This is a genomic window from Halomonas sp. M1, from assembly GCF_029581375.1.
In the GTDB taxonomy this organism is placed as follows: Bacteria; Pseudomonadota; Gammaproteobacteria; order Pseudomonadales; family Halomonadaceae; genus Vreelandella.
In genome coordinates this window covers 1,706,427-1,730,371 of record NZ_CP121119.1, presented here as the reverse complement: position 1 = coordinate 1,730,371, position 23,945 = coordinate 1,706,427, and the positions used below count along the sequence as shown (strand labels likewise).

Annotated in this window: 19 protein-coding genes; 14 read left to right on the top strand and 5 right to left on the bottom strand. The window is 54.6% G+C overall.

Annotated features, from left to right (window positions below; all coding sequences use genetic code 11):
* Window positions 1-41: 41 nt before the first annotated feature.
* Window positions 42-518 carry a peroxiredoxin gene (locus P8S54_RS07810; RefSeq protein ID WP_281443932.1) on the bottom strand — a complete coding sequence of 159 codons (477 nt, stop codon included), beginning with the start codon at window positions 516-518 and terminating at the stop codon, window positions 42-44.
* A gap of 258 nt (window positions 519-776) precedes the next feature.
* Here P8S54_RS07810 and dapA point away from each other — a divergent pair, with 258 nt between their 5' ends.
* The 3 genes from dapA to purC all read left to right on the top strand — a co-directional run bounded on the left by dapA (window position 777) and on the right by purC (window position 3,490).
* Window positions 777-1,661 carry a 4-hydroxy-tetrahydrodipicolinate synthase gene (gene dapA / locus P8S54_RS07805; protein WP_281443931.1) on the top strand — a complete coding sequence of 295 codons (885 nt, stop codon included), beginning with the start codon at window positions 777-779 and terminating at the stop codon, window positions 1,659-1,661.
* 82 nt (window positions 1,662-1,743) lie between these two features.
* A complete protein-coding gene (gene bamC / locus P8S54_RS07800; RefSeq protein ID WP_281443930.1) occupies window positions 1,744-2,742 on the top strand; it encodes an outer membrane protein assembly factor BamC in 999 nt (332 codons plus the stop codon).
* 31 nt (window positions 2,743-2,773) lie between these two features.
* Window positions 2,774-3,490 (top strand): phosphoribosylaminoimidazolesuccinocarboxamide synthase, encoded by a 717-nt coding sequence (purC, locus tag P8S54_RS07795; RefSeq protein WP_009101963.1) that lies wholly within the window; start codon window positions 2,774-2,776, stop codon window positions 3,488-3,490.
* A gap of 6 nt (window positions 3,491-3,496) precedes the next feature.
* Here purC and tsaA read toward each other — a convergent pair whose 3' ends face one another.
* Window positions 3,497-4,360, bottom strand: a complete 864-nt coding sequence (gene tsaA, locus P8S54_RS07790) for a tRNA (N6-threonylcarbamoyladenosine(37)-N6)-methyltransferase TrmO (protein WP_348651277.1) — start codon at window positions 4,358-4,360, stop codon at window positions 3,497-3,499.
* Window positions 4,361-4,478: 118 nt separating this feature from the next.
* On the opposite strand from tsaA, the gene P8S54_RS07785 reads away from it, so the two are divergent.
* Window positions 4,479-5,006 (top strand): GNAT family N-acetyltransferase, encoded by a 528-nt coding sequence (locus P8S54_RS07785; protein WP_281443929.1) that lies wholly within the window; start codon window positions 4,479-4,481, stop codon window positions 5,004-5,006.
* A gap of 5 nt (window positions 5,007-5,011) precedes the next feature.
* Here the strand turns inward: P8S54_RS07785 and nadC are convergent, their stop codons facing one another.
* Window positions 5,012-5,866, bottom strand: a complete 855-nt coding sequence (gene nadC / locus P8S54_RS07780) for a carboxylating nicotinate-nucleotide diphosphorylase (protein ID WP_281443928.1) — start codon at window positions 5,864-5,866, stop codon at window positions 5,012-5,014.
* 80 nt (window positions 5,867-5,946) lie between these two features.
* Between nadC and ampD the strand changes: the two genes are divergently transcribed.
* The 7 genes from ampD to P8S54_RS07745 all read left to right on the top strand — a co-directional run bounded on the left by ampD (window position 5,947) and on the right by P8S54_RS07745 (window position 15,268).
* Window positions 5,947-6,525 (top strand): 1,6-anhydro-N-acetylmuramyl-L-alanine amidase AmpD, encoded by a 579-nt coding sequence (gene ampD / locus P8S54_RS07775; RefSeq protein WP_281444078.1) that lies wholly within the window; start codon window positions 5,947-5,949, stop codon window positions 6,523-6,525.
* A gap of 417 nt (window positions 6,526-6,942) precedes the next feature.
* Window positions 6,943-9,615, top strand: coding sequence for a pyruvate dehydrogenase (acetyl-transferring), homodimeric type (gene aceE, locus P8S54_RS07770; protein WP_281443927.1), 2,673 nt, complete (start codon window positions 6,943-6,945; stop codon window positions 9,613-9,615).
* A 58-nt stretch (window positions 9,616-9,673) separates the two neighbouring features.
* Window positions 9,674-11,692 (top strand): pyruvate dehydrogenase complex dihydrolipoyllysine-residue acetyltransferase, encoded by a 2,019-nt coding sequence (gene aceF / locus P8S54_RS07765; RefSeq protein ID WP_281443926.1) that lies wholly within the window; start codon window positions 9,674-9,676, stop codon window positions 11,690-11,692.
* 239 nt (window positions 11,693-11,931) lie between these two features.
* Window positions 11,932-12,585, top strand: coding sequence for an adenylate kinase (adk, locus tag P8S54_RS07760; protein WP_009095896.1), 654 nt, complete (start codon window positions 11,932-11,934; stop codon window positions 12,583-12,585).
* 111 nt (window positions 12,586-12,696) lie between these two features.
* Entirely contained in the window at window positions 12,697-13,395 is a 699-nt protein-coding gene (gene tsaB / locus P8S54_RS07755) for a tRNA (adenosine(37)-N6)-threonylcarbamoyltransferase complex dimerization subunit type 1 TsaB (RefSeq protein ID WP_281443925.1), read from the top strand.
* Window positions 13,392-14,117, top strand: a complete 726-nt coding sequence (locus tag P8S54_RS07750) for a class I SAM-dependent methyltransferase (protein ID WP_281443924.1) — start codon at window positions 13,392-13,394, stop codon at window positions 14,115-14,117. The genes tsaB and P8S54_RS07750 overlap by 4 nt, the downstream gene beginning before the upstream one ends.
* 29 nt (window positions 14,118-14,146) lie before the next feature.
* A complete protein-coding gene (locus tag P8S54_RS07745) occupies window positions 14,147-15,268 on the top strand; it encodes a phospholipase D-like domain-containing protein (protein ID WP_281443923.1) in 1,122 nt (373 codons plus the stop codon).
* 14 nt (window positions 15,269-15,282) lie between these two features.
* On the opposite strand, the gene P8S54_RS07740 is transcribed toward P8S54_RS07745, so the two are convergent.
* Complete coding sequence (locus tag P8S54_RS07740) at window positions 15,283-15,957, bottom strand: YecA family protein (protein ID WP_281443922.1); 675 nt, start codon at window positions 15,955-15,957, stop codon at window positions 15,283-15,285.
* A 91-nt stretch (window positions 15,958-16,048) separates the two neighbouring features.
* Here P8S54_RS07740 and P8S54_RS07735 point away from each other — a divergent pair, with 91 nt between their 5' ends.
* The 3 genes from P8S54_RS07735 (at window position 16,049) to P8S54_RS07725 (ending at window position 19,715) form a co-directional block, all read left to right on the top strand.
* On the top strand, window positions 16,049-16,591 hold the full coding sequence (locus P8S54_RS07735; protein WP_281443921.1) for a SprT-like domain-containing protein: 543 nt from the start codon (window positions 16,049-16,051) through the stop codon (window positions 16,589-16,591).
* 175 nt (window positions 16,592-16,766) lie between these two features.
* Window positions 16,767-18,716, top strand: a complete 1,950-nt coding sequence (gene acs, locus P8S54_RS07730) for an acetate--CoA ligase (protein WP_281443920.1) — start codon at window positions 16,767-16,769, stop codon at window positions 18,714-18,716.
* Window positions 18,717-19,052: 336 nt separating this feature from the next.
* Window positions 19,053-19,715, top strand: a complete 663-nt coding sequence (locus P8S54_RS07725) for a response regulator transcription factor (RefSeq protein WP_009095908.1) — start codon at window positions 19,053-19,055, stop codon at window positions 19,713-19,715.
* A gap of 106 nt (window positions 19,716-19,821) precedes the next feature.
* Here P8S54_RS07725 and P8S54_RS07720 read toward each other — a convergent pair whose 3' ends face one another.
* Window positions 19,822-23,763, bottom strand: a complete 3,942-nt coding sequence (locus P8S54_RS07720; RefSeq protein WP_281443919.1) for a NahK/ErcS family hybrid sensor histidine kinase/response regulator — start codon at window positions 23,761-23,763, stop codon at window positions 19,822-19,824.
* Between the last annotated feature and the right edge of the window lie 182 nt (window positions 23,764-23,945).

The following is a 23,945-nucleotide window of genomic DNA, read 5'->3' as shown; positions in this document are numbered from 1 at the left end:
CTATTGGGCAGAGCGCAAGTTGCCAGAAAGTAGAGGAGCGCTTAGTGCCCGGCGTGCAGTGCTTCAGCAGCGGCTAGCACTTCATCCACATGGCCGGGGACTTTTACGCCGCGCCACGCTTGGGCGAGTTTGCCCTCGCTGTCGATTAAGAACGTGCTGCGCTCAATTCCCAAATGCTCTTTGCCATACATCTTTTTTAGCTTGATAACGTCGAATAGCTGACAAACGTTTTCATCTTTGTCAGAAATGAGCTCGAAGTTAAAGTCTTGCTTGGCTTTGAAGTTCTCCTGGGCGCGGATGCCGTCCCGGGAAACGCCGATAATGACCGTATTGGCCGCATCAAACTGGCTTTTACGATCGCGAAAGTCGCCCCCTTCGGTGGTGCAGCCCGGCGTGCTGGCTTTTGGGTAAAAGTAGATGGCGACTTGTTTGCCCTTGAGCTCCGAAAGCGTGATGGTAGTGTCGCCCGTGGCAGAGGCGGAAAAGTCGGCTACTGGCTGGCCAAGTTCAATAGACATACAGACTCCTTTTTGAGGTAACGTTCAAGAGGGATTACACGCAAGTGCAGCCCGCCTGTCAAAGCGGATCACCCAGGTTAAGCAAACTCACTGCGCTTTACGCTGTACAGGCTTGAGTCGCCTGAGTACCATTTGCTGGTTATGGGCGGGGCTGACCATGCTCCTTAAGGTATCAATGCTGCGTTTTAGCTCAATGAAGTTCATTGCGTCGCACGTGGCAGGTTGATTTCAACATTTTGCAGGTGAGGGAAAAAACGGATGATCACAGGCAGCATTGTCGCCCTGGCGACGCCGATGAAGGTCAATGGCGACATCGACTGGGAGGCGCTTCGTCGTCTGGTGAACTTCCACCTCGACAATGGTACCGATGCCATTGTCGCAGCGGGCACCACGGGCGAACCCACTACCATGTCCTTTGCCGAACACTTTGATGTGATTCGTAGCGTGGTAGAAGAGGTGAATGGTCGAATTCCAGTCATTGCGGGCACTGGCGCCAACGCTACATCTGAAGCGGTGGAGCTGGCGCGTTATGCCAGTGAAGTAGGCGCTGACTACTGCTTGTCGGTTTGCCCCTACTACAATAAGCCCACCCAGGAAGGGCTCTACCAGCATTTCAAAGCGGTGGCCGAGGGCAGTAAATTACCCGTAATTCTGTATAACGTGCCTAGCCGCACCTGCTCTGACCTCTACAATGAGACCGTTTTGCGCTTGGCCGAGGTGGATAATATCATCGGCTTGAAAGACGCCACGGGGAACCTTGAGCGCGCAGAAGATCTAATCAGTCGCCTGAAAGGCAGTGGCTTTATGCTCTACTCAGGTGATGACGCTACGGCGTGTGACTTCATGTTGATGGGTGGGCATGGTGATATTTCCGTTACCGCCAACGTTGCCCCGCAAGCGATGCACGATTTATGTGCCGCAGCTATTGCCGGTGATGCTGATAAAGCTCACCAGCTCAATACGCGTTTGATGCCGCTGCATACTAATCTGGGGATCGAGTCCAACCCGATTCCGGTTAAGTGGGCGTTGCATCGCATGGGCTATATGGACGCAGGTATTCGTTTACCGCTGACGTGGTTGTCGGAAAAGTATCACGGCACCGTCAGCGAGGCGCTGCAGCTTGCGGGCGTTGTAGAGGAGTAACCCGTCGCGATACCCCTTGCTACCCGGCGTAAGGCCCTTGGGCCTGCCGGGTATCTAATTTGTTGACTGTTAAGGTGGCTTGATGAGCCCTGTGCTTAAAAACCCTGTGCTTGAAAAACGTGTGCTTAAATGGATACCGCTGGCACTGGCAACCGCTGTTGTGCTCGCTGGCTGCGCGCGGGATGGTTATTACCATGACCGTAACCTGGATTACACCGAAGTAGCGCCTGCCCCGCCCCTGGTGCTGCCCGAAACCCGTAATACTCAGCGTTACCGTGATGCGATGCCGGTGCCACAGGCAGCGACCCAAGGCACGCGGGTTGAGAGAGCGGCAGACATTGCGCCACCGCAGTCGTTGACGATTGGTAGCGGCTTAGAACCCGATTATGTTGAGCGTCGTCAGGTAGGTGGGCAGTCGTGGTTGGTGGTAGCCGCTGAAACCGGCGCTGTATGGCCGCAGTTAGAAGCCTTTGCACACAGCCGGCAACTAGGTGTACAGCAGAGCAACGCCAGCCAAGGGGTAATTGAAACTTCTCAGGCGACGCTGCGTTTGCAAAGTGCGCTACGTGCAGGCAGCAGTGAAGTACGCTGCGAGCAAGGCGGACAAACGCAAGCTAGCTGTCTTGACGCATTAGAGCAGTATTTGGGCGCACGCAGTGCATCAGCCAGCGCGTCTTCTTCCTGGACAGCCCAACGCCTTTCCAGTCAGCAAACCCTGCAGGTACGCCAACAAGACGATGAGTGGCAAGTGGTGATTCCCCAACCAGCTGATCGTGTTTGGGCAGAGCTAAACCATTATCTGGCACTCGATTTTAGCGTTGAAGGCCAGCGTGAGTTGATCGACACCTCTGCGGAAAACTACGAGTTCTTAGTTGAATACATGACGGAAAGCGAGCGTGGTCGTAATCCGCTGCAAATTGTTTTCAGCCAAGATGTGCGCCGCATGTCGCAGGAGATTCGTCTTGCCCTGCAGCCTGATGGCGACAAGACCATACTGCGTGCGGTCAATGCCAGCGAGCGTAGCTTCAGCGCCGACGATCAGCGCGAGTTGCTTGAGCGTGTCTCCGGCTACTTACGTTAATTTTTGATGTTGCATCCTTTTCGGAGCCCCCATGGAAAAGCGCCAAGAACTCTATGCCGGTAAGGCAAAATCTGTTTATACCACCGACGACCCTGACCTGCTGGTGCTGCACTTTCGGGACGATACCAGCGCCTTTGACGGTAAGAAGAAAGAGTCGCTAGCCCGCAAAGGCATGGTGAACAATATTTTTAATGCCTTCATTATGGAGCGCCTGCAAGAGGCAGGGATCCCTACGCATTTTGAGAAACAGCTTTCCGATACGGAAAGTCTGGTGAAAAAGATGCAGATGATTCCGGTGGAGTGCGTAGTGCGCAACATAGCCGCCGGTGGTTTGGTGAAGCGTTTGGGTGTGGAAGAGGGCGTTGCGCTCAATCCGCCCACCTTTGAACTGTTCCTAAAGAACGATGAAAAGGGCGACCCGATGATCAACGAATCATTGGCGGAAACGTTTGGCTGGGCGACCCCAGAGCAATTAGCAAAAATGAAGACGTTGACCTTTCAGGTAAACAACATACTTAAGCAATTGTTTGCTGACGGCGACATGCTGCTAGTGGATTACAAACTTGAATTTGGAGTGTTCAAAGACGAGATTGTACTGGGCGACGAGTTCTCGCCAGATGGTTGCCGCCTGTGGGATGCCAATACCCGTGAGAAGCTGGATAAAGACCGCTTTCGCCAAGGACTAGGCGGCGTTATCGAAGCCTACGAGGAAGTAGGTCGCCGTTTGGGGATTACCTTTCCCGCATAGCCCCCGCTAACTCGGAAATGTGTCAACTGCCACCACCTCTAAGGTGGTGGCACTGTTTTTAGCATCTAAGTCTTTAGAACCTGAATTTTGAGAACCTGAATTTTGAGAACCTAAGTCTTTAATATCGGCGTTTTTAATACCTGGGTTGTTAACATCTGAGTGTCTACTGGCTGAGTTTTGAAGCGCTGGATTTATAACAGCGCGGAACTTCACATCTACATCGCGTAGGCGCACGCCGTAAAGTCGTTCGCTGTGTGCGTCGCGCTGGTAGGCGGGGCGTGGGTCCTGTCCTAGTACCTGTTCAATTAAGGCATAGAGTGAAGCGCTATCGGCACGGGCTGCAAGGCTTTCCTTTGCTGCTTGGCTGAAGTGAACCGGAAGTAGGTCGGGTGCATGCGGCGCAAAGCCTGCTCTTGCATCGGGCCGCGCCTCTGCCCAGGGCAAGTAGGGTTTAATATCCACTACAGGGGTGCCGTTTACTAAATCGCAGCCTTCAAGTTGCAAACGCACCCCGTGGGACGTATCGACTCCTGTAAGTGCGATAAGCGAAAGGCCTAATCGATTAGGTCGGTGGGTGCTACGGCTGGCAAATACGCCGACTTTACGGTTCCCCCCTAAGCGAGGGGGGCGCACTAAGGGTGTCCAGCGTGTGGGGCTTTGGTGAAAAATAAAGGATACCCAAATATGGCTAAACGCCTCTAGGCCACGCACGGCTAGCGGGTCGTTGAACGGCGGGGTGAGCACTAGGTGTGCCTCTGCAGCGGGTGCTAACCCTGGCTGGCGGGGCACGCCGAACTTATCGGGATAGTCACTTTCGATGTGGCCGATTGGCGTGATCGAAAAATGTTCGCTGTGCGGGCCATCATCCATCACACTGCCTTTTGTTAGAGTAGATTGAAAAGTAGTGGCCGTAGTATAAAGCAGCCTGCTGGCCTAAGCCTGCTTGAATGACGCATCGAACGATAGTTCAACAGTTCAGAGGTAACGCATGACGAAAACCGAAGAGTCTAAAGCGCCTGCCTCGAATACGCGTGTTGTGTATCGCGCAGCTTTGGCGCGGGATGCTGCTGACCAAGCCGAGGTGTTTTATCACGCAGTAATGCAGGGAGCTGCTACCCATTATGATTTGGGTGAGCGGCGTGCCTGGGCGAATGCGCTGCCCCGTGAAGCGAGTGCTTGGGCTGCCCGTCAAGCGCTTTACACCACGTTAGTGGCTACCTGTGACGGGCGCTGTGTGGGGTTTTTAGAACTGGATTTAACCACCGGGCGTATCGAAACACTGTATGTATGGCCTTCGCTGGCTGGGCAGGGGATAGGCACCACGCTGCTTATTCACGCCGAGCGTTTTCTGTTGGAGCAGGGCCAGTCCCACGTTGAAATCGAAGCCAGCTTGGTACTCTATGAGCGCTTGCTTCGCCGAGGATTTAACGACCACGGCGAGCAGTGGGTAGAGCGTAGCGGTGAGTTACTTAAGCGTTACCGCATGACGAAACAGTTAAACGCGGTGGAAACTTAAGGTGCTTAGACGTTAAAGGTTTGGGTAATGCGCATGGAAAGGTCGATGGACTTCACGTCTTTGGTCAGTGCGCCGCTGGAAATGCAGTCTACACCTGTCTCAGCAATGGCTTTTAGCGTCGTGGCATCCACATTGCCTGATGCCTCCAGCGTTGCTCGACCGCCATTAATCTCCACCGCCACATGCAGGTCTTCCAAGGCGAAATTGTCGAGCATAATAATGTCGGCGCCAGCGGCCAATGCTTGGTCAAGCTCTTCAAAGGTTTCCACTTCGACTTCTACTGGAATATCGCTTGCCAGCTTGCGGGCCTGAGCAACGGCGGCTTGGATGCCACCACAGGCAGCAATGTGGTTCTCTTTGATCAAAAACGCATCCCACAAGCCGATACGGTGATTATGACCGCCGCCACAAGTGACGGCATACTTTTGCGCAAGGCGCATGCCGGGTAGCGTTTTTCGGGTATCGAGCAAACGAACGCCAGTGCCTTTAATCAGGTCGACGTAGCGGTGTGTTGCTGTTGCCGTGGCCGAGAGCGTTTGCAGCACATTAAGCGCTGCGCGTTCGCCGGTGAGCAGGCTACGGGCGGGCCCTTCCAGCTCTAAAAAGTACTGCTCTGGAACGAGCTGGTCGCCATCCGCCGCCTGCCAACGCCGGGTGACGCGGCTATCTAAACGGCGAAATATTTCATCCACCCAAGCAACGCCGCATAGCACTGCTGCCTCTCGGGACATCACTTTTGCCGTGGCCCACTGGTTCTCTGGAATTAACTGCGCGGTAATGTCGCCTGGGCCAACGTCTTCGGCTAGCAGGTGCGCAGCGCTGGAGCGGATCTCTTCGGCAAGTGCGTTTTGATAATGCATGGTGGATTCTCTGGGCGTCATCAAGTGTGAACCGCATTATAGTGAAAGTAAGCGTCAACGTAGAGGAGCGTGTGCCCGTGATGAATAATGAAGCCATTGGCGGCGGCTGGGGATCGGCGAGGCAGGTGGCGTCGCCAAACTGCGATGCCCGACCAACCAACGAGGTATCGCTACTGTTAGTCCATGCGATTAGCCTTCCTCCAGGCCAGTTTAGCGGTGGTGCTATTGAAGCGCTGTTTACCAATCAATTAATACCTGATGAGCACCCCTTTTTTGCTGAGATTGCCCACCTGCGCGTTTCTGCGCATTTTTTAATTCGTCGCGATGGTCAATGTGTGCAGTTTGTTGATACGGATCAGCGCGCTTGGCATGCCGGGCGTTCACGCTGGTGGGATAGGCGCCAACATGAATGGCGAACTGCATTAAATGATTTCTCAGTAGGAATAGAGCTGGAAGGGGATGACATAACCCCTTTCACCCAAGCACAGTATCAAACGCTGGTGGCCGCGACCCATTGGCTTATGTCGCGCTACCCATTATTGGATCGGTCGCGCATTACCAGCCATGCGCATGTCGCACCGCTACGAAAAACGGATCCTGGGCCAGCGTTTGATTGGGCTTATTTTTATCAGCAGCTAGGCCCAAAGAGCTTGCTGTAACGTTGGTTAGTAAATGTGCTTAGGAAAGTGGAGAATTAATTAAGTACTTCACCTGCAAGTAAATAAAACGGTAGTTTGGCTACATTTTTGAGCGGCAACAGTCTGCGACTAAAGCATGGTTTTTTTCTTATGTTGCGGTGCAGTAGTTTGTTTTCGATGGATTTTTCCCTTGTGTTGGAATTGGCAGAGTGCCTACTTTGCGGTATCTTCGCATATACAAAAGGCTAACTTTTACGACATTTTTGTAGCTTTACTACATTTAAAAGCATGTAGCTTATTGAATGTAGAACGAAAATCCCTGCACGACGCACATGCGTCGGCTGTTTATTGGCTTGTGGTGGCTAAACACCGCAGCCGCCCCAGGCCCCTTGGGTTAGCGGGGCTCATTGTCATTTATCGTCATTCGGAGAGACCTCTATGAGTCTGGAGACAAGAGAAGATCTCGATACAGTCGAAACCACGGAGTGGCTGGACTCCTTGGAATCGGTACTGGATCGTGAGGGCGAAGATCGTGCCCGTTACCTGATGACCCGCCTGGCGGATCGCCTGCGCCGGGATGGGATGACGGTACCCTTCTCGGTGACGACCCCGCACCGCAATACGATTCCGGTTCATCGCGAAGCACCGATGCCTGGCGATTTGTTCATGGAGCGTCGTATCCGCTCTTTGATTCGCTACAACGCCATCGCCCAGGTCATTCGTAATAACCGCGCTAACCCGGGTCTGGGCGGCCACATTGCCAGCTTCATGTCATCAGCAACGCTTTATGACGTTGGCTTTAACCACTTTTTCCGCGCCGCTAAGGATGACTTTGCGGGCGACCTGATTTACATCCAGGGGCACGTGGCGCCGGGCATCTATGCGCGTTCTTACTTGGAAGGGCGCCTGTCGGAAGAGCAGATGGACAAGTTCCGCCGCGAAGTTGACGGCGATGGCCTCTCCTCGTACCCGCACCCGTGGCTAATGCCGGACTACTGGCAGTTCCCCACCGTCTCCATGGGCCTTGGCCCCATTCAGGCGATCTACCAAGCCCACGTGATGAAGTACCTGCATCACCGTGAGCTGAAAGACATGCACGACCGCAAGATCTGGTGCTTCATGGGCGACGGCGAGTGCGACGAGCCGGAATCCCTGGGCGCCATCTCGCTGGCGGGCCGTGAGAATCTCGACAACCTGATCTTCGTGATCAACTGTAACCTGCAGCGCCTGGACGGCCCGGTCCGCGGTAATTCCCGCGTGATGGACGAGTTCGAAGGCGTGTTCCGCGGCGCCGGTTGGAACGTGATCAAGGTGGTCTGGGGCCGTCACTGGGACCCGCTGTTCGAGAAGGACAAAAAGGGCGTCCTGCAAAAACGCATGGACGAAGCGGTCGACGGCGAGTACCAGAACTACAAGGCCAACGGCGGCTCTTACACCCGTGAACACTTCTTCGGCAAGTACCCCGAAACCGAAGAAATGGTCAAAGACCTCTCCGATGAGGATATCTGGAAGCTCAACCGTGGTGGCCACGACCCGTTCAAGGTCTACGCGGCCTACCATGAGGCGGTCAACCAGACCAACGGCAAACCCACGGTCATTCTGGCGCATACCGTTAAAGGCTATGGTATGGGCAGCGGCGATGGCGAAGCCGCCAACGAAGCGCACCAGGTTAAGAGTATGGAGTACGAGGCGCTGCGTAAATTCCGCGATCGCTTTGGCATTCCGCTCACCGACGAACAGCTTAAAGACGTGCCCTACTACAAGCCGGAAGAGGACTCCCCCGAGCTTAAGTACATGCACCTGCAGCGTGAGCGCTTGAATGGCTACCTGCCCAGCCGCCGTAGTGATTTTGACGCGCTGGAAATACCGGCCCTTGAAGATAAAACCTTTGCCTCGCAAATGGTGGGTTCGAAAGGCCGTGAAGTCTCCACCACCATGGCGTTTGTGCGGATTCTCAATGGCTTGGTGAAGGATAAGGCCCTTGGCAAGCTGGTCGTGCCGATCATCCCTGATGAAGCGCGTACTTTTGGTATGGAAGGCATGTTCCGTCAGTTAGGTATTTATACCGCTGAAGGCCAGAAGTATGAGCCGGTGGATAAAGGCCAGATCATGTACTACCGCGAGGACCAAAAAGGTCAGGTCCTTGAAGAGGGTATTACTGAAGCGGGCGCCATGTCTGCCTGGATCGCTGCGGCGACCTCCTACAGCAACAACCACGTGACGCTGCTGCCGTTCTACATCTACTACTCGATGTTTGGCTTCCAGCGCATTGGTGATTTGGCCTGGGCCGCCGGCGACCTGCAGGCGCGTGGCTTTATGGTCGGTGGCACTGCCGGGCGCACCACGCTCAACGGTGAAGGCCTGCAGCACCAGGATGGTCACAGCCTGATTCAGGCATCGACCATCCCCAACTGCCGTAGCTACGACCCGACCTATGCCCATGAAGTGGCGGTTATCGTTCAGGATGGTCTGAAGCGCATGTTCACTGACAAAGAGAACTGCTTCTACTACCTGACGGTGATGAACGAAAACTACGAGCACCCCGCACTGGAAAACGTACCCGCCGACGATATCGTCAAAGGTATGTACCTGCTCAAAGAAACCCAGGGTGACAAAGGTCGCGTTCAACTGCTGGGCTCCGGCACCATCCTTCGCGAAGTCGAAGCGGCCGCCGAGCTTCTGGCCAACGACTGGGGCATTGGTGCTGACATTTGGAGCGTCACCAGCTTTAACGAGCTGCGCCGCGAAGCGCTGCTGCTGGAGCGTGAAGCCTTCTTGAACCCCGATGACGAGGCCGCCAAGCCCCACGTCACGAAGTGCCTGGAAGGCCGCGATGGCCCGGTCATTGCCTCCACCGACTACATGAAGCTGTATGCGGATCAGGTGCGCGCTTGGGTACCGGGTGACTACACTGTTTTGGGTACCGATGGCTTTGGTCGTTCGGATACCCGCGAGAAGCTGCGTTACTTCTTCGAAGTTGACCGCTACTTCGTAACGGTAGCAGCACTGAAGGCGCTGGCTGATCGTGGCGAGATTGATCGTAAGCAGGTAGGTGAAGCACTCAAGAAGTACGGTATTGATGCCAACAAGCCTAACCCACTGACTAGCTAAACTGCTGCCCGGTGGGCGTTTGCCCACCGGCTCGATCCGATTTGGAAGGAGCGCGACCTTGAGTAGCGAAATCATCAAAGTTCCCGATATCGGTGGGGATACCGATGTCGAAATCATCGAGATTGCGGTGTCAGAAGGCGACGTCATTGAAGCGGAAGACACCCTGATCACTCTGGAATCCGACAAAGCCAGCATGGATGTACCGGCCCCAAAAGGCGGCAAGGTGCTTAAAGTGCTGGTCAAAGAAGGCGATACCGTCTCCGAAGGCGACGACATCGTTGAGCTGGAAGTTGAAGGCGGTGGCGAAGAGAAGCAAGAGACTTCGTCTGATAGCCAGCCTAAAGACGCGCCAGTAAAAGAAGATACACCTAAAGAAGCCTCTCAAGAGCAGAAGCCTGCGGCTAAAAAAGCAGCCGGTGGTAAGCAAACGGTTGATATTAAAGTGCCGGACTTGGGCGGCTCTGACAGCGTTGAAATTATCGAAGTCGCGGTCAGCGAAGGCGATGAGGTTAATGCCGAAGACACCCTGATCACCCTGGAGTCTGACAAAGCCTCCATGGACGTGCCGAGTCCTTACAGCGGTAAGATCGTGGCGTTCACCGTCAAAGAAGGTGATACCGTTTCCGAAGGCGATGTCATCGGCAAGATGGAAATCGCCGGTGAAGGTGACGACGCAGAAGATGCTGCTGATGAGCAGACATCCAGCCAAGCCAGCAGCGAGCCACAAGCGGCTGAGCAGGATGACGAGCCAGAAGAAGCCGCTAGCGGCGAGCCAGAGCGCAAAGAGATTCGCGTGCCGGATCTTTCTGGCTCTGCTGACGTGCCGATTATTGAGATCGGCGTGGCCGCCGGTGACGAGATCAACGAAGAAGACCCGCTGATCACCTTGGAGTCTGATAAGGCCTCCATGGACGTGCCTAGCCCCTACAAAGGTAAGCTGATTGAGCTAACCGTAAAAGAGGGTGACACCGTCTCTGAAGGTGATGTGATCGGCTATATGGAAGTGGCGGGTGCCACAAAAGCGGCATCCAAAAAAGCGGCACCAGATAAGGCCTCGCCAAGCAGCTCGCGTCAATCGAGCGCTAAACCTTCTGAGTCTCCGGCGGGAACGCCTAGCCCGGAAGCGCAGATGGCGGCCCATAAGCCACGTGATGGCAAGCTGGTACACGCAGGGCCCGCGGTGCGTATGCTGGCCCGTGAGCTGGGTGTCGACTTGGAGCTCGTCAAACCGAGTGGGCCAAAAGATCGCGTGGTTAAAGAGGATGTGCAGACCTATGTGAAGCAGGCTATTGCCAACCAAGGTAAAGCACAGCCTGGCGCGGCAGCTGCCACCGGTGGCGCTGGTATCCCGCCGATCCCGGAAGTCGATTTCAGCCAGTTTGGTGAGGTGGAAGAGAAGCCGATGGGTCGCCTGCTTAAAGCAGGGGCGACAAACCTGCATCGCAGCTGGCTCAACGTGCCCCACGTGACCCAGTTTGACGAAGCCGACATTACCGAGCTTGAAGCCTTCCGCAAAGCCATGAAGGCCGAAGTAGAAGCCCAGGGCGCAAAACTCACGCCGCTGCCGTTTATGGTCAAAGCCTGTGCCTTTGCGCTGCGTAAGTTCCCCCAGTTCAACGTCAGCCTTAAAGGCGATGGTGAAACCCTTGTGTGGAAAAACTACGTGCATATCGGCATCGCGGTGGATACGCCGGACGGCCTGATGGTGCCCGTGGTGCGTAACGCCGATAAAAAATCCTTGGTTGAGATTGCTAAGGAGATGGCGGAGCTAGGCAAGAAGGCGCAAACCAAGAAACTTAAGCGTGATGACATGACCGGTGGCTGCTTCACCATTTCGAGCCTGGGCTCGATTGGTGGCACAGCATTTACGCCGATTGTTAATGCGCCGGAAGTAGCCATCTTAGGCGTGTCGAAAGCGCAGATGAAACCGGTCTGGGATGGCAGCACCTTCCAGCCGCGTTTAATGATGCCGCTGTCGCTCTCCTACGATCACCGGGCCATTAACGGTGCGGATGCGGCGCGCTTTACCGCCCTCCTGGCGGATGTGTTAACCGACATTCGGCGGTTATTGCTGTAAACGTTTTATGAAGCAAGTTACATGCGGCGCCCACTAGGGCGCCGCATGTATTTATAGCCACCCGATTTGCCAGAAAAGTAGGGGTTACCAAAGTACAAGGAGCCTCCACTTTACTGTTTTCGTTAAAAAAAATATTAAAAAAGCGTCTCTCAGGCTTTTGGAGAGTTGTGTCGCCTGAAAGGCACGGTTATTGTCGACTTATAATTTTATTCTATTGCCATCATTCAAGGAGCAGTGCCATGCGTTTAATCCTGTTGGGTGCCCCCGGCGCGGGGAAGGGAACTCAAGCTCAGTTTATTTGTGAGCAGTATAAGATTCCCCAAATTTCCACCGGGGATATGCTGCGTACGGCTATCAAGGATGGCACTGAACTGGGCCTGAAAGTAAAAGAGATTATGAATAGCGGTGGTCTGGTATCAGACGACATCATCATTGATCTGGTTAAAGAGCGCATTAGCCAGCCCGACTGCGCCAATGGCTTTCTGTTCGACGGCTTCCCCCGCACGATTCCTCAGGCCGACGCCATGAAAGAAGGCGGCGTTAAGCTTGACCACGTGCTGGAAATTGCGGTTCCCGATGAAGAGATTGTTAACCGCCTAGCCGGTCGCCGCGTACACCCGGCATCAGGACGCGTGTATCACGTTGAGCACAACCCGCCTAAAGAGCAGGGTAAAGACGATGTCACGGGTGAGATGCTGATTCAGCGTGAGGACGATCAAGAGTCCACCGTGCGTAATCGCCTATCGGTATATCATGACCAAACTGCTCCGTTAGTCGACTACTATCAGCAGTGGGCCAAAGAAGATCCACAAACCGCTCCCCAGTACCACCGTGTTGAGGGGATTGGCAGCGTTAATGATATTACTCGCCAAGTAAAAGAAGCGCTAAATTAAGCAATACCTGCCCTTTGAGAGTCAGCTGGTGGCCCGCTTTATGCGGGCCATCGTCGTTAAGGCTGTGCAGAGGTATAATGCCCCTCTATTTCTACTGAGTGCGACACTGCTATGCCATCACTCCTACTCGCGCTGGATGCCTCCTCTAGCGCCTGCTCAGCCGCGCTAATACGCCAGCAGGGATCGCAGCGTGAATGTATAGCGCGGTATGAACTAACCCCGCGTGCCCACACGCGCCGACTGATGCCCATGGTGGATGACGTATTAGCAGAGGCGCAAGTTTCTCCCCAGCAGCTAGATGCGGTAGCGTTTGGGCGGGGACCCGGTTCGTTTACGGGTTTGCGCATCGCAGCAGGCACCGCCCAAGGGTTAGCATTTGGTTTAGATTGCCCGCTGATGGGGATTTCAACGCTGGAAGCCTTAGCCTTGCAGGCCCATCGTCGCTATCACTTCCGTCATCTTGTTACAGCGCTCGATGCGCGGATGGGTGAAGTCTATGTGGCTACCTGGCACTGTTTAAACGATAGCGTCAGCCGTCAAAGTGATGAGGCCGTATTGGCGCCGGAAAGGGTGCACCTGCCCCCAGGTGAAACCGACTGGGTAGGCGTTGGTTCAGGGTTTACCTTATGGGAGCAGTTCACTGCCGAGGTCCAAGCAAGCATGACTCAGCACCTTAATGATCTTGAGCCGCGAGCCGAAGAGATGGCATGGCTTGGGATGCGTGACCTGGAGGCTGGCTTGGGGCAGGCGGCCCACGAAGCTCAGCCGGTTTATCTACGTAACGATGTGGCTTGGAAAAAGCCTGCATGAGGTCTGACGAATGGCACGCACTGCCTGAAGCGTTGGTGCTACCTTCGGGGCTTACATTAGCCCAGCACGAAGGCCAGTTAGCACTTGTAGGCAGTGAAGGGCAGTATGGCAAGCCGCTCAGCGTTGACTTTGTCACAGGCAAAGCCGCGCATCGACGTCAGTTTGGGGGCGGCCGGGGGCAGCTGGTGGCTAAAGCCTGTGGCTTAGCCAAAGGCGTAACGCCTAGCGTGGTGGATGCCACTGCGGGGCTAGGGCGGGATGCGTTTGTGCTAGCAAGTTTAGGTGCACAGGTGCTGCTAATCGAGCGGGTGGCGGCGATAGCCGCGCTGCTTCACGATGGCCTTGCTAGGGCGGCGCAAGCGGCAGAGACCGCCTCTATTGCGGCGCGCATGCAGTTGCGCCATGGTGACGCAGCCAATACCCTGGCCGAGCTTGTGGCTAGTGCTAGTTTCGACCCGCAGGTTATCCATCTTGATCCGATGTTTCCCCACCGGGAAAAGTCCGCATTGGTAAAAAAAGAGATGCGCCTGTTTCGTGAGCTGGCGGGTGATGATGATGACGCCCCTCGGCTGCTGGAAGCCGCGCTTGATGTAGCGACACATCGTGTCGTGGTTAAGCGGCCCCGCAAGGCGCCACCTATTGCCGGGCCTGCTCCTCAGCATACCCTTGAAGGGAAAACCAGTCGCTACGATCTTTATGTGCACCGTTCGCTAACCCGCTAACATTCATTTACTCAAAAAAAGGAGCTTGTATGCAGCATGTGTGGCGAGAAGGGAATCGCGTTACCCTGCTGCCGGAGGCGTCGTGCTTTCTGCCGGCCATGTTTGATGCAGTCAGCCAGGCAAGATACTACGTGCTGGTTGAGCTGTACCTCATGGAGTCGGGTAAGCTTGCCGACCAAGTATGTGATGCGCTTATTGGTGCCGCTCAGCGGGGGGTGAAAGTCTATCTATTGCTGGATGGTTATGGTGCCATGGGCTTGGGTCGCCCGGAGCGTACCCGTTTGCAGCAGGCAGGTATCCAGCTACGCCTTTTCAACCCTATAGGCTTTCATTCCCTAGCCCGTAACTTAAGCCGTGATCATCGAAAAATTGTGGTGGTAGACGGTGAGGTTGCCTTTACCGGTGGCTTTGGGGCGGTGGATGAGTTCTTGGATGCTTGGTACGAAATTGCGGTGCGTATGGAAGGCCCGGTAGTGGCGGATTGGGAAAAGTTATTTCGCCGCCTATGGCGCTCACGATTAACCCGGGCAGAGAAAGGCAATTTAACGACAGCAGGGCTTGTTACTCAGCGGGCGCCTGAACGTTATGCTGATGGTGTTAAGGGGCGGGTAGTGTCGGCCAGAGGGTATCGCTATCAGGCCATTCGTCACTCACTGTATGGGCGAGTCAGCGAGGCCAGCGAGCGCCTGTGGCTCTGTACCCCCTATTTTGTGCCCACTTTTTCGCTGCGACGCAGACTTGCCCGCGCGGCTCGTCGAGGAGTCGATGTTCGCTTGCTACTGCCAGGCAGCGAGCATGACCACCCCGGCGTGCGCTACGCCGGGCAGCGTTACTATCAGGCGCTCCTCAAAGCAGGCGTGCGAATTTTTGAATTCCAACCCACTTTTATCCACGCTAAGTTTGTGCTGGTTGATAACTGGGTCAGCGTGGGATCATGCAACTTCGATCACTGGAACCTGCATTGGAATCTTGAAGCGAACCAAGAGTTGGAATCCGAAACGGCAGCCAATGACGTAGGTGCGCTGTTTGAGCGTAATTTTGCCGTCAGTCAGGAAGTGGATGCTGCTGCTTGGGCCGCGCGCCCTTGGGGGCAGCGCGCCCGTGAGTGGATCTATGGCCTGTTGAATGCCATGGTCACCCGTCTTAAATAAAAGCTTTCAAAGGCTTACTTGCGCTTTTTGCCTTTGGCTGGGGTTTTCTTGCGCGGCTTGGGTTTGGTGGTTTCTGGCGGCACACGGTAGTGCAGGTAGAGGTCAAGCACTAGCTCGGGTAGTTGGGCAACTAAGGCCTCTTGGTTGGCTTGATCCTGCGCCATTTCTGCCATGTCGGGCTCATCTTCAAATAGCCCGGACAGCAGCATGAAAGGTAGCAGCAGGGTGGCCGCCGCTTCCTCGTCATCTTGGAACCAGGCGCTCTCATCGCTGAAGACGCCTTCCATAAAGCCAGCACACCAATCGCCAATCGGCGTCTCTTCAGCGGGTAGACCATCCAAGGTAAGCTCAAAGGGCAGTTCGGGTAAGCCGCCTTGCTCAAGCACTGCCATCGCGTTATCCCGCAGCAGTGTTAGTAGGTGAATAATGTCGTCGCGTTCTGCCTCGTCGCGATAGTTAGGCTCACCCTGAAACAGCTCGGCTAGCCACTGGGCGGGCGGCAGCTCGCTTGGCGCCACGGCCAGGGCCACTAAAAAACCGTGGGCAGAAATCAGATCAAGCGCATCTTCGCCTACCTGCTCGGAATCTAAAAAGTCATCCAGCCTATCCAGCTGGTCATCCTCAAGCAGCGGCTGAGGCGGGGCGTTGTCGGGCGAATCTGTTGCTGGCACGTTATTGCGCTCTGCCATGGGGAGCCTCGTTTTATAAAGTCGTCTTTGTGAAAAAGATGCTGATCGGTAACAATCGTTTGCAACGTTATTAATGGCTAGTTTATCACTAATGAAGACCTCACCACTGCCCCCTTGGCCTGCAGAGCAATTGGCGGCCTTATCGGCTCAGGCGTTGCACAGCGCAGCCCAAGAACGGGTGCACGAAGCGCTAGGGCGCTGTCGGGAAGTTTATCCAGAACTGCCTGCACCACGGGTATGGTTTGACCTAAAAGGTGCCTCAGCAGGCCAAGCGCACCTGGGGAAAGGGGGGCTTCGCTTCAACCCAGTACTGTTAGAAGGTAACCGCAGCGCCTTTTTTGACGACGTCATCCCTCATGAAATGGCACACTGGCTAGTCTTTCACTTGGCAAATGGACCGCGTTTAAAGCCCCATGGCCGCGAGTGGAAGTCTGTCATGCGTGATCTGTTTGGTTTAGAGCCGAAAGTGACCCATCAGTTTGATATTAAGCACTCACAGGTTCGGCCTTATCATTACAGGTGTCATTGCCAATCTCACTATTTTACCGCTAGGCGTCACTCTTTAGTGTTAAAGGGGCGCCGTTATCGTTGTCGTGATTGTGCTCAGACCTTGGTCTACTGCACTATTGATTAACCTCGGATCAGTTTTAACCTTTTGTTTTTTATATTAAAAATGTTAATACCAATGTCTAAGAGGAAGCCTGCTCAGGTAGGTTTATGCTAGGTAAATATTAAACGGGTCGGTGCGACCAATAATAATGCCGACACCATTTTCCAGAGAGAGCATTTTCACGGACAGAGGCAATTTCATGAGCGAACATAAAAACGTCTATCCGGTACGCGATAGCTTCGCCGCCAGCGCATGGGCAGACAAAGATAAATATGCAGCCATGTATCAACAGTCGATGGACGACCCGGAAGGCTTCTGGGCCGAGCAAGCCAAGCGACTCGACTGGATTAAAGCGCCCACTAAGATCAAAAACACCTCCTTTGCACGTGAGAATGTCGATATCCGCTGGTTTGAAGATGGCCAGCTTAACGTCACTGCTAACTGCCTGGATCGCCATTTAGAAAAACGCGGCGATCAAACTGCGATTATTTGGGAAGGTGATAATCCCAACGACTCTAAACACATTAGCTACCGTGAGCTGTATGAGCGCACCAATCAGCTAGCCAATGGATTGAAGTCGCTGGGTATTAAGAAAGGCGATACCGTTACGCTGTATATGCCGATGATCCCCGAGGCAGCAGTGGCGATGCTGGCGTGTGCCCGTATTGGTGCCGTTCACTCTGTCATATTTGGCGGCTTCTCTCCTGATGCCGTTGCTCAGCGGGTCATTGGCGCTGATTCTAAGTTGGTGATTACCGCCGATGAGTCGGTACGTGGTGGTAAGCATGTGCCCTTGAAAGAGAACGTTGACTCGGCGCTGACGCGCGACGGCACCGACGTTTGTAAAAACGTTTTGGTTGTTAAGCGTACCGGTGGTGATATCGAGTGGCAGGAAGGCCGTGATATTTGGTTTGATGAGCTAGTCGACAAGCAGTCCACCGAGTGCCCAGCGGAAGCCATGGGCGCGGAAGATCCGCTGTTTATTCTGTATACCTCTGGTTCTACCGGCGCGCCAAAAGGTTTGAAGCACACTACTGGTGGCTACCTTACGTACGCTGCGATGACTCACCAATACGTTTTCGACTACCAAGAAGGCGAAGTTTACTGGTGTACGGCTGACGTGGGTTGGGTGACAGGTCACAGCTATATTGTATATGGCCCGCTTGCTAACGGGGCGATTACGTTGATGTTTGAAGGGGTGCCGAGCTACCCAACCCATGGCCGCATGGGTGAAATTGTCGATAAGCACCAGGTCAATATTCTTTATACCGCGCCCACCGCCGTTCGCGCCCTGATGGCCCATGGCGATAACGTGATGGATTCGAGCAAGCGCGACTCGCTGCGTCTGTTGGGCTCGGTAGGTGAGCCGATCAACCCGGAGGCCTGGGAGTGGTTCTACCGCGTCATTGGTAACGAGAAGTGTCCTATCGTGGATACCTGGTGGCAGACGGAAACCGGTGGCTTCATGATTGCGCCGCTGCCTGGCGCCATTGATCTAAAACCAGGCTCAGCCACGGTACCTTTCTTTGGTGTGAAGCCAGCGCTGGTCGATAATGAGGGCAATCAGCTAGAAGGTGCCGCCGAGGGTAACCTCGTCATTCTGGACTCCTGGCCAGGCCAGGCGCGCTCTATTTGGGGCGACCATGAGCGTTATGTCCAGACCTATTTCTCAACCTACGATGGCATGTACTTTACTGGTGATGGCTGCCGCCGTGATGAGGATGGTTACTACTGGATCACCGGCCGCGTGGACGACGTTCTCAACGTTTCGGGCCACCGCATGGGTACCGCTGAAATCGAGTCCTCGCTAGTCGCGCACTCTGCGGTAGCTGAAGCAGCGGTCGTGGGCTTCCCACACGATATTAAAGGCCAGGGCATCTACATTTACGTAACCTTGAATGGCGATGTCGATCCTACTGACGAACTGAAAAAAGAGCTAACGCAATGGGTGCGTAAAGACATCGGCCCCATTGCCTCGCCGGACGTCATTCAGTGGGCGCCTGGTTTGCCCAAAACGCGTTCAGGTAAAATTATGCGTCGTATTCTGCGCAAGATTGCCGCTAATGAGTGCGACGGCCTCGGGGATACCAGCACACTGGCAGACCCGTCGGTAGTTGATGACCTGATTGAGCATCGCGCTAATCAGTAGCGCTGAGTGCCCCTGTCGGTTAGCGGCAGGGGCATGCTTTTCAACGACATTGTTGTCCCACGACAATGTTTTCCAACGACCATGTCTTCCAACAGATATGTTTTTCAACAACAGAGTTAAGCGTTTGCTATGCTGTATCAGTCTCAATACGCTAATTCGTAGCAGTGCCGGCCGTGGAGCCGGCACTGCTGTTTTTAGTTGGATAACCGACAGATAACAAATTGTGCATGTGATGCTTGGGCATGACGAAGCCCATGGGGTACCATGCTTCAACCGTAAGAGCCTAGCGTCGCGGCGGCAGGCAACCCCGCTGCTCGAGGAACCGGAGGAATATCCATGGCAGTAGCCCATAAGTTTATCGTCGCTGACGACCATCCACTGTTTCGTGCAGCGCTCACCCAGGCGTTACGCCAGTTGGCCCCTCAGGCTGAGATTGTCGAAGCCGATACGATGGCGGCCACCAATGAAGTTGTGAATCGCCATCCCGATGCCGATTTGATTTTGCTGGATTTACATATGCCTGGCGCCCACGGCTTCTCAGGTTTGATTCAGCTGCGTGGCCAGATGCCGGATATTCCGGTCGCCGTTGTATCGGGAAGCGATGAGCCCTACGTCGTGCGTCGTGCTATCGACTATGGTGCGTCTGGGTTCATTCCTAAGTCTTCCTCTCTACAGCTAATCGCGGAAGCAGTAGGAGAGATTCTGCAGGGTGAGGTATGGCTGCCCGAAGCGTTAGCCAATGTATTGGAAGAGACCAGTGAGGAAGAGTCGCGCTTTGCTGAAGCGATTGCTTCGCTAACGCCACAGCAGTTTCGCGTGCTCAATATGTTAACCGAAGGCCTGTTGAACAAGCAGATCGCCTACGAGTTGAGCGTTTCTGAAGCAACGATTAAAGCCCACGTGACCGCTATTTTACGTAAACTGGGCGTGCACTCGCGCACTCAGGCGGTTATCGCCGCGCAAAAACTTGAAGTAGAACCGCCCAAAGTCGAGTCGTAACACGCTTTAGGTAGTTGTTTGGCGCCGCGCTTATGGCAACATAAGCGCGGCGCTGTCGTTAATAAAGAGAGCTATCACTGGCTATTGTTCGATGCTTGCTATGCATCTAGTTCGCGGCTCGGCTAGCTTGAAGCGTGCGTGTTAACAGGGCACGTAGCGCTGCAGGCTTAACCGGCTTCAAGAGCAGCTGATAGCCCGCTCGCTTAATTTCTTCAGCTACCGCTTCGGTGCGGTCAGCTGTAATCACAATCCCTGGTACGGCGCTCGTAAGCCGATCGCTGAGGGCTTCCAGCGCCATCAGGCCCGTCACTTCGTTATCCAGGTGATAGTCGGCCAGTATCGCGTCGGGGTCGCCATCCATATTGCGCAGGATCGATTTAGCCCCGCCAATACTGGTGGCGGTAAACACTTCGCACCCCCAGCCGCTGAGCATGGCGGTCATGCCTTCAAGTATTAACGTTTCGTTGTCGATACATATAATGCGAGTACCCGCCAGCTTATTGCCACCACGGCGCCCCTGAGGCTCTTGATCGGTGGGTACCGTTTCACGTGCTGCCACGATAGGCACGCTGACTGCAAAAACGGTGCCGACACCTTCCCAGGAGCGTACCTTAATGGGGTGGTCGAGCACCCGGCTCATACGGTCGGCAATGGAGAGCCCTAACCCCAATCCTTTTTCACTCTCTTTATGGCGCGATACCTGATCCAAGCGGCGAAATTCTTGGAAGATTTCCGATAGTTTAGATTCAGGAATGCCGGGGCCGCTATCCCAAACCTCAATAGAGAGGCGGTCTCCGTAGCGACGGCAGCCCAGCAAGACCCGTCCCTCCTGGGTATAGCGAATCGCGTTGGAAAGGAAGTTTTGCACAATACGCCGCAGCATTTGCGGGTCAGAGTCGACCCATTGTTGAGTCGGCACGACGTTGAGATCCAAACCACGGTCATCAGCCATCACCTCAAACTCAGCGCGCAGCGGGCGGATAATATCCGCTAGGGCAAAGTGGCTGCGCCGGGGAGTGAGCGCGCCAGCGTCTAGTTTGGAAATATCCAGCAGAGTACCGAGTAGCTCTTCAGCGGCCTGGAGAGAATTATCAATATGCCCGACGATGCGCTGGGTATCGCTAGTAGTAACGTTTTGCATTAACGCAGAGGTAAATAAGCGTGCAGCGTTTAGTGGCTGCAGCAGGTCGTGGCTGGCGGCGGCCAAAAAGCGTGTTTTAGAGGCATTTGCATCTTCGGCTAGCTGCTTGGCTTGGCGTAGTGCCTGCTCGGCCTCCGCACGCACGCGGTTCTCCTGACGTAGCGCCGCGTTCGCCTCAGACAACGCCTGGGTGCGTTCACGTACGCGTTCCTCGAGGGTTTCGTTGGTTTCTTTAAGCGCAATTTCAGCTTGGCGCCGCTCGGTAATATCTTGATAAAGCGCAAAAAAACCTAGAATCGACTGGCTATCGCCAAAGTGGGGCGTATAGGTCACCAACATATAGCGCATTGCATCGTTAACGCGCATCGAGACTTCAAAGCTGACACGCTCTCCTGCCAGTGCGCGTTTCACCCAAGGTAGGCGCTCTTCGGCTTGCTTTACGGGCAGTACGTCTTCATAGCGTCGCCCAATGACAGCATTACGATCAATGTTAAACGCCTGCTCGTAGGCACGGTTAGTAAAGAGGTAGCGACACTCTTTATCGAAGTAGGCGATTAACGCGGGCACATTGTCGGTGTAAATGCGGATATTGTTTTCAGAGCGGATCAACGCCTCTTCGATACGCTTTTGCTGGGTGATGTCTTGGTAGGTATAGACAAACCCACCGCCGGGCATCGGGTTGCCCTGAACCTCCAGTACGCTGCCGTCCTGGCGGTAGCGCACGTAGCGGTGGGGCTGGCCATCGCGAATATTATCCATCAACAGTTGAACGTGTTCTTCGGGATCGCCTGGGCCGTACTCGCCGCTGTGGGCGTTATAGCGGAAAATGCGATCCATGGGTGCGCCTACCCGGATCAAATGGTCAGGGAAGCGGAATAACTCTAAATATCGCTGGTTCCACACGACTAGCCTGAGGTTCTGGTCAACAACGCTAATGCCTTGATTGATATTCTCAATAGTGGCCTGGAGCAGGGCTCGGTTAAATTCCAGTACCTGGGAGGCTTCATCAACGATGGAAATAACATCAGAAATCCCAATGCCGCGTCCTTGAAGCGCTGAGTTGACAACGATCCGCGCCGAGGAGGCGCCTAAGACCGAAGCCAAAAAACGCTCGGTAAACTGGATAACGTCAATCGAAGCGCGGGTGCCTTCGTCCAGCGGTTTACCTGCCCGGCGTGCATAATCTTCAAAGGCGCGATCAACCTGGCCAGCACCTAGAAAGCGTTCACAAAGCACTTTTAAGTCGCCTACCGTGGTGGCCCCCGTCCAGGGGCGGTTAACCGAGGTTTGACGGGTTTCGACGCTATCGACAAACAGCGACGCCTGGATACGCTCCACCACGCGCTGAGAAGTAATCTGTGAAACAAAAATGTAGCAAAACAGGTTAACGCCCAGTGAGAGCATTACCCCATGGGTAAAGGAGTCGCCTAGGTTTAGGCCAAACAGCGCCGTGGGTGATAGCCAAGTCAGTCCCAAAGGGCCGCCTGCTAACCAGTCCGAGGGTAGGACGCCAGCGCTAATCATGGCTGGCATGAGAAGGCTGTAGGCCCAAATGCCAAAGCCTGCATTCATGCCGACAATAACGCCTAAGCGGTTGCCCCGCTTCCAGTAAAGCCCGCCTATCAACGCGGGCGCAAATTGAGCGGCGGCTGCAAAAGAGAGCATGCCAATAGACGCCAGCGATGTGAATTCGGCGATCAGGTGGTAAAAGCCGTAAGCCATTGCTAGCACGGCCACAATGGTCAAGCGGCGAGCTCGTAACACGAGTCGGCCATAGTCACGGGCTTTGGTATCAAACCAACGCAACCTGAAAAGGGCCGGAATGACGATCTCGTTTGAGATCATGATAGAAACGGCTACTGCCGCGACAATGACCATGCCGGTGGCAGCGGAAAAGCCGCCAATAAACGTTAGCAGCATCAACCACTCGTGCCCTGACGCCATTGAAAGTGCTAACACGTAGGTGTCTGGTTCTACACCGCTTTCAGAGAACAGCAGTAGACCCGCGGCGGCGAGCGGCACCACGAAAAACGCAATGGCGAGCAAATAGAGTGGAAACAGCCAGCGTGCTTTATTGGCATCGTCTGGGTGGATGTTTTCGACGACCGCTACATGAAATTGGCGTGGCAGGCAGAGAATTGCCAGCATGGCGAGTAGGGTTTGTGCCCAAAAGCTTTGGCCGAAATCCTGATTAGCCAACTGGCGCTGCAGTTCGAGCTGGCTTTCCGCATGGGCCATGAGTTCACCTAATCCACCAAACATGCCCCATGTGACAAACGCGCCTAGCACAAGAAATGCCGCGAGTTTTACCAGCGACTCAAAAGCTACCGCATGGATGAGCCCTTCATGGTGTTCCGTCGCGTCGGTATGGCGTGTGCCAAACAGAATAGCGAAAATCGCCATCACGACCGCTACGTAAAAGGCAGTATCGCCAAAGAGCGGGGTGTGGGTAATGTCCTGTGCATCGGTCAGCACGCTAAACGAGGTGGCGACGGCTTTAAGCTGAAGCGCGATATAGGGCAGGGTACCAATCAGGGCGACAAGGCTGGCAAAAGCGGCAAGGGATTGGGTTTTACCGTAGCGGGAAGCAATAAAGTCGGCGATTGAGGTGACGTTCTGATGCTTTGCCACGCGGATCATCTTGGCCAATACCGGCCAGAACAGCAGAAAAGTCAGGATCGGCCCGACAAAAATGCTGGCAAATGACCAACCAGCAGTGGCTGCTTGGCCAACTGCGCCGTAAAACGTCCAGGAGGTGCAGTAAATCGCCAACGCCAAGCTGTAGATGATTGGCCGGCGGCGGCTGGCTCCGTGGGTGCGAGCGTGGCGGTCGCCAAACCAAGCAATACCAAACAGAATTGCGATATACAGCAGCGATACGGCAATCAGGGTTCCGCCATGAAACATATAATTCCCCACAAGCACTAGCCCGCTAGACGGGTTCGGTCAGATTCATGACTCGCCGTAAGCTGGCGCGAAAGAACCTACCCTACGTAGTAAATACACGCTCTCGACATCCAAAGCGCTTGCCTAAAAAAAGAAAAGCGCCTGTTTTAGAGGTTAAAAGAGCTCAGTTTAGGGGAAAATCG

Excerpts from the sequence above, each read along its gene's own strand:
- aceE (WP_281443927.1), top strand. The coding sequence starts at position 6,943 with ATGAGTCTGGAGACAAGAGAAGATCTCGATACAGTCGAAACCACGGAG.
- acs (WP_281443920.1), top strand. The coding sequence starts at position 16,767 with ATGAGCGAACATAAAAACGTCTATCCGGTACGCGATAGCTTCGCCGCC.
- P8S54_RS07745 (WP_281443923.1), top strand. The coding sequence starts at position 14,147 with ATGCAGCATGTGTGGCGAGAAGGGAATCGCGTTACCCTGCTGCCGGAG.
- P8S54_RS07810 (WP_281443932.1), bottom strand. The coding sequence starts at position 518 with ATGTCTATTGAACTTGGCCAGCCAGTAGCCGACTTTTCCGCCTCTGCC.
- nadC (WP_281443928.1), bottom strand. The coding sequence starts at position 5,866 with ATGCATTATCAAAACGCACTTGCCGAAGAGATCCGCTCCAGCGCTGCG.
- P8S54_RS07735 (WP_281443921.1), top strand. The coding sequence starts at position 16,049 with ATGAAGACCTCACCACTGCCCCCTTGGCCTGCAGAGCAATTGGCGGCC.
- tsaB (WP_281443925.1), top strand. The coding sequence starts at position 12,697 with ATGCCATCACTCCTACTCGCGCTGGATGCCTCCTCTAGCGCCTGCTCA.
- purC (WP_009101963.1), top strand. The coding sequence starts at position 2,774 with ATGGAAAAGCGCCAAGAACTCTATGCCGGTAAGGCAAAATCTGTTTAT.
- ampD (WP_281444078.1), top strand. The coding sequence starts at position 5,947 with ATGAATAATGAAGCCATTGGCGGCGGCTGGGGATCGGCGAGGCAGGTG.
- adk (WP_009095896.1), top strand. The coding sequence starts at position 11,932 with ATGCGTTTAATCCTGTTGGGTGCCCCCGGCGCGGGGAAGGGAACTCAA.
- P8S54_RS07750 (WP_281443924.1), top strand. The coding sequence starts at position 13,392 with ATGAGGTCTGACGAATGGCACGCACTGCCTGAAGCGTTGGTGCTACCT.
- tsaA (WP_348651277.1), bottom strand. The coding sequence starts at position 4,360 with ATGGATGATGGCCCGCACAGCGAACATTTTTCGATCACGCCAATCGGC.
- P8S54_RS07785 (WP_281443929.1), top strand. The coding sequence starts at position 4,479 with ATGACGAAAACCGAAGAGTCTAAAGCGCCTGCCTCGAATACGCGTGTT.
- P8S54_RS07725 (WP_009095908.1), top strand. The coding sequence starts at position 19,053 with ATGGCAGTAGCCCATAAGTTTATCGTCGCTGACGACCATCCACTGTTT.
- bamC (WP_281443930.1), top strand. The coding sequence starts at position 1,744 with ATGAGCCCTGTGCTTAAAAACCCTGTGCTTGAAAAACGTGTGCTTAAA.
- P8S54_RS07740 (WP_281443922.1), bottom strand. The coding sequence starts at position 15,957 with ATGGCAGAGCGCAATAACGTGCCAGCAACAGATTCGCCCGACAACGCC.
- P8S54_RS07720 (WP_281443919.1), bottom strand. The coding sequence starts at position 23,763 with ATGTTTCATGGCGGAACCCTGATTGCCGTATCGCTGCTGTATATCGCA.
- dapA (WP_281443931.1), top strand. The coding sequence starts at position 777 with ATGATCACAGGCAGCATTGTCGCCCTGGCGACGCCGATGAAGGTCAAT.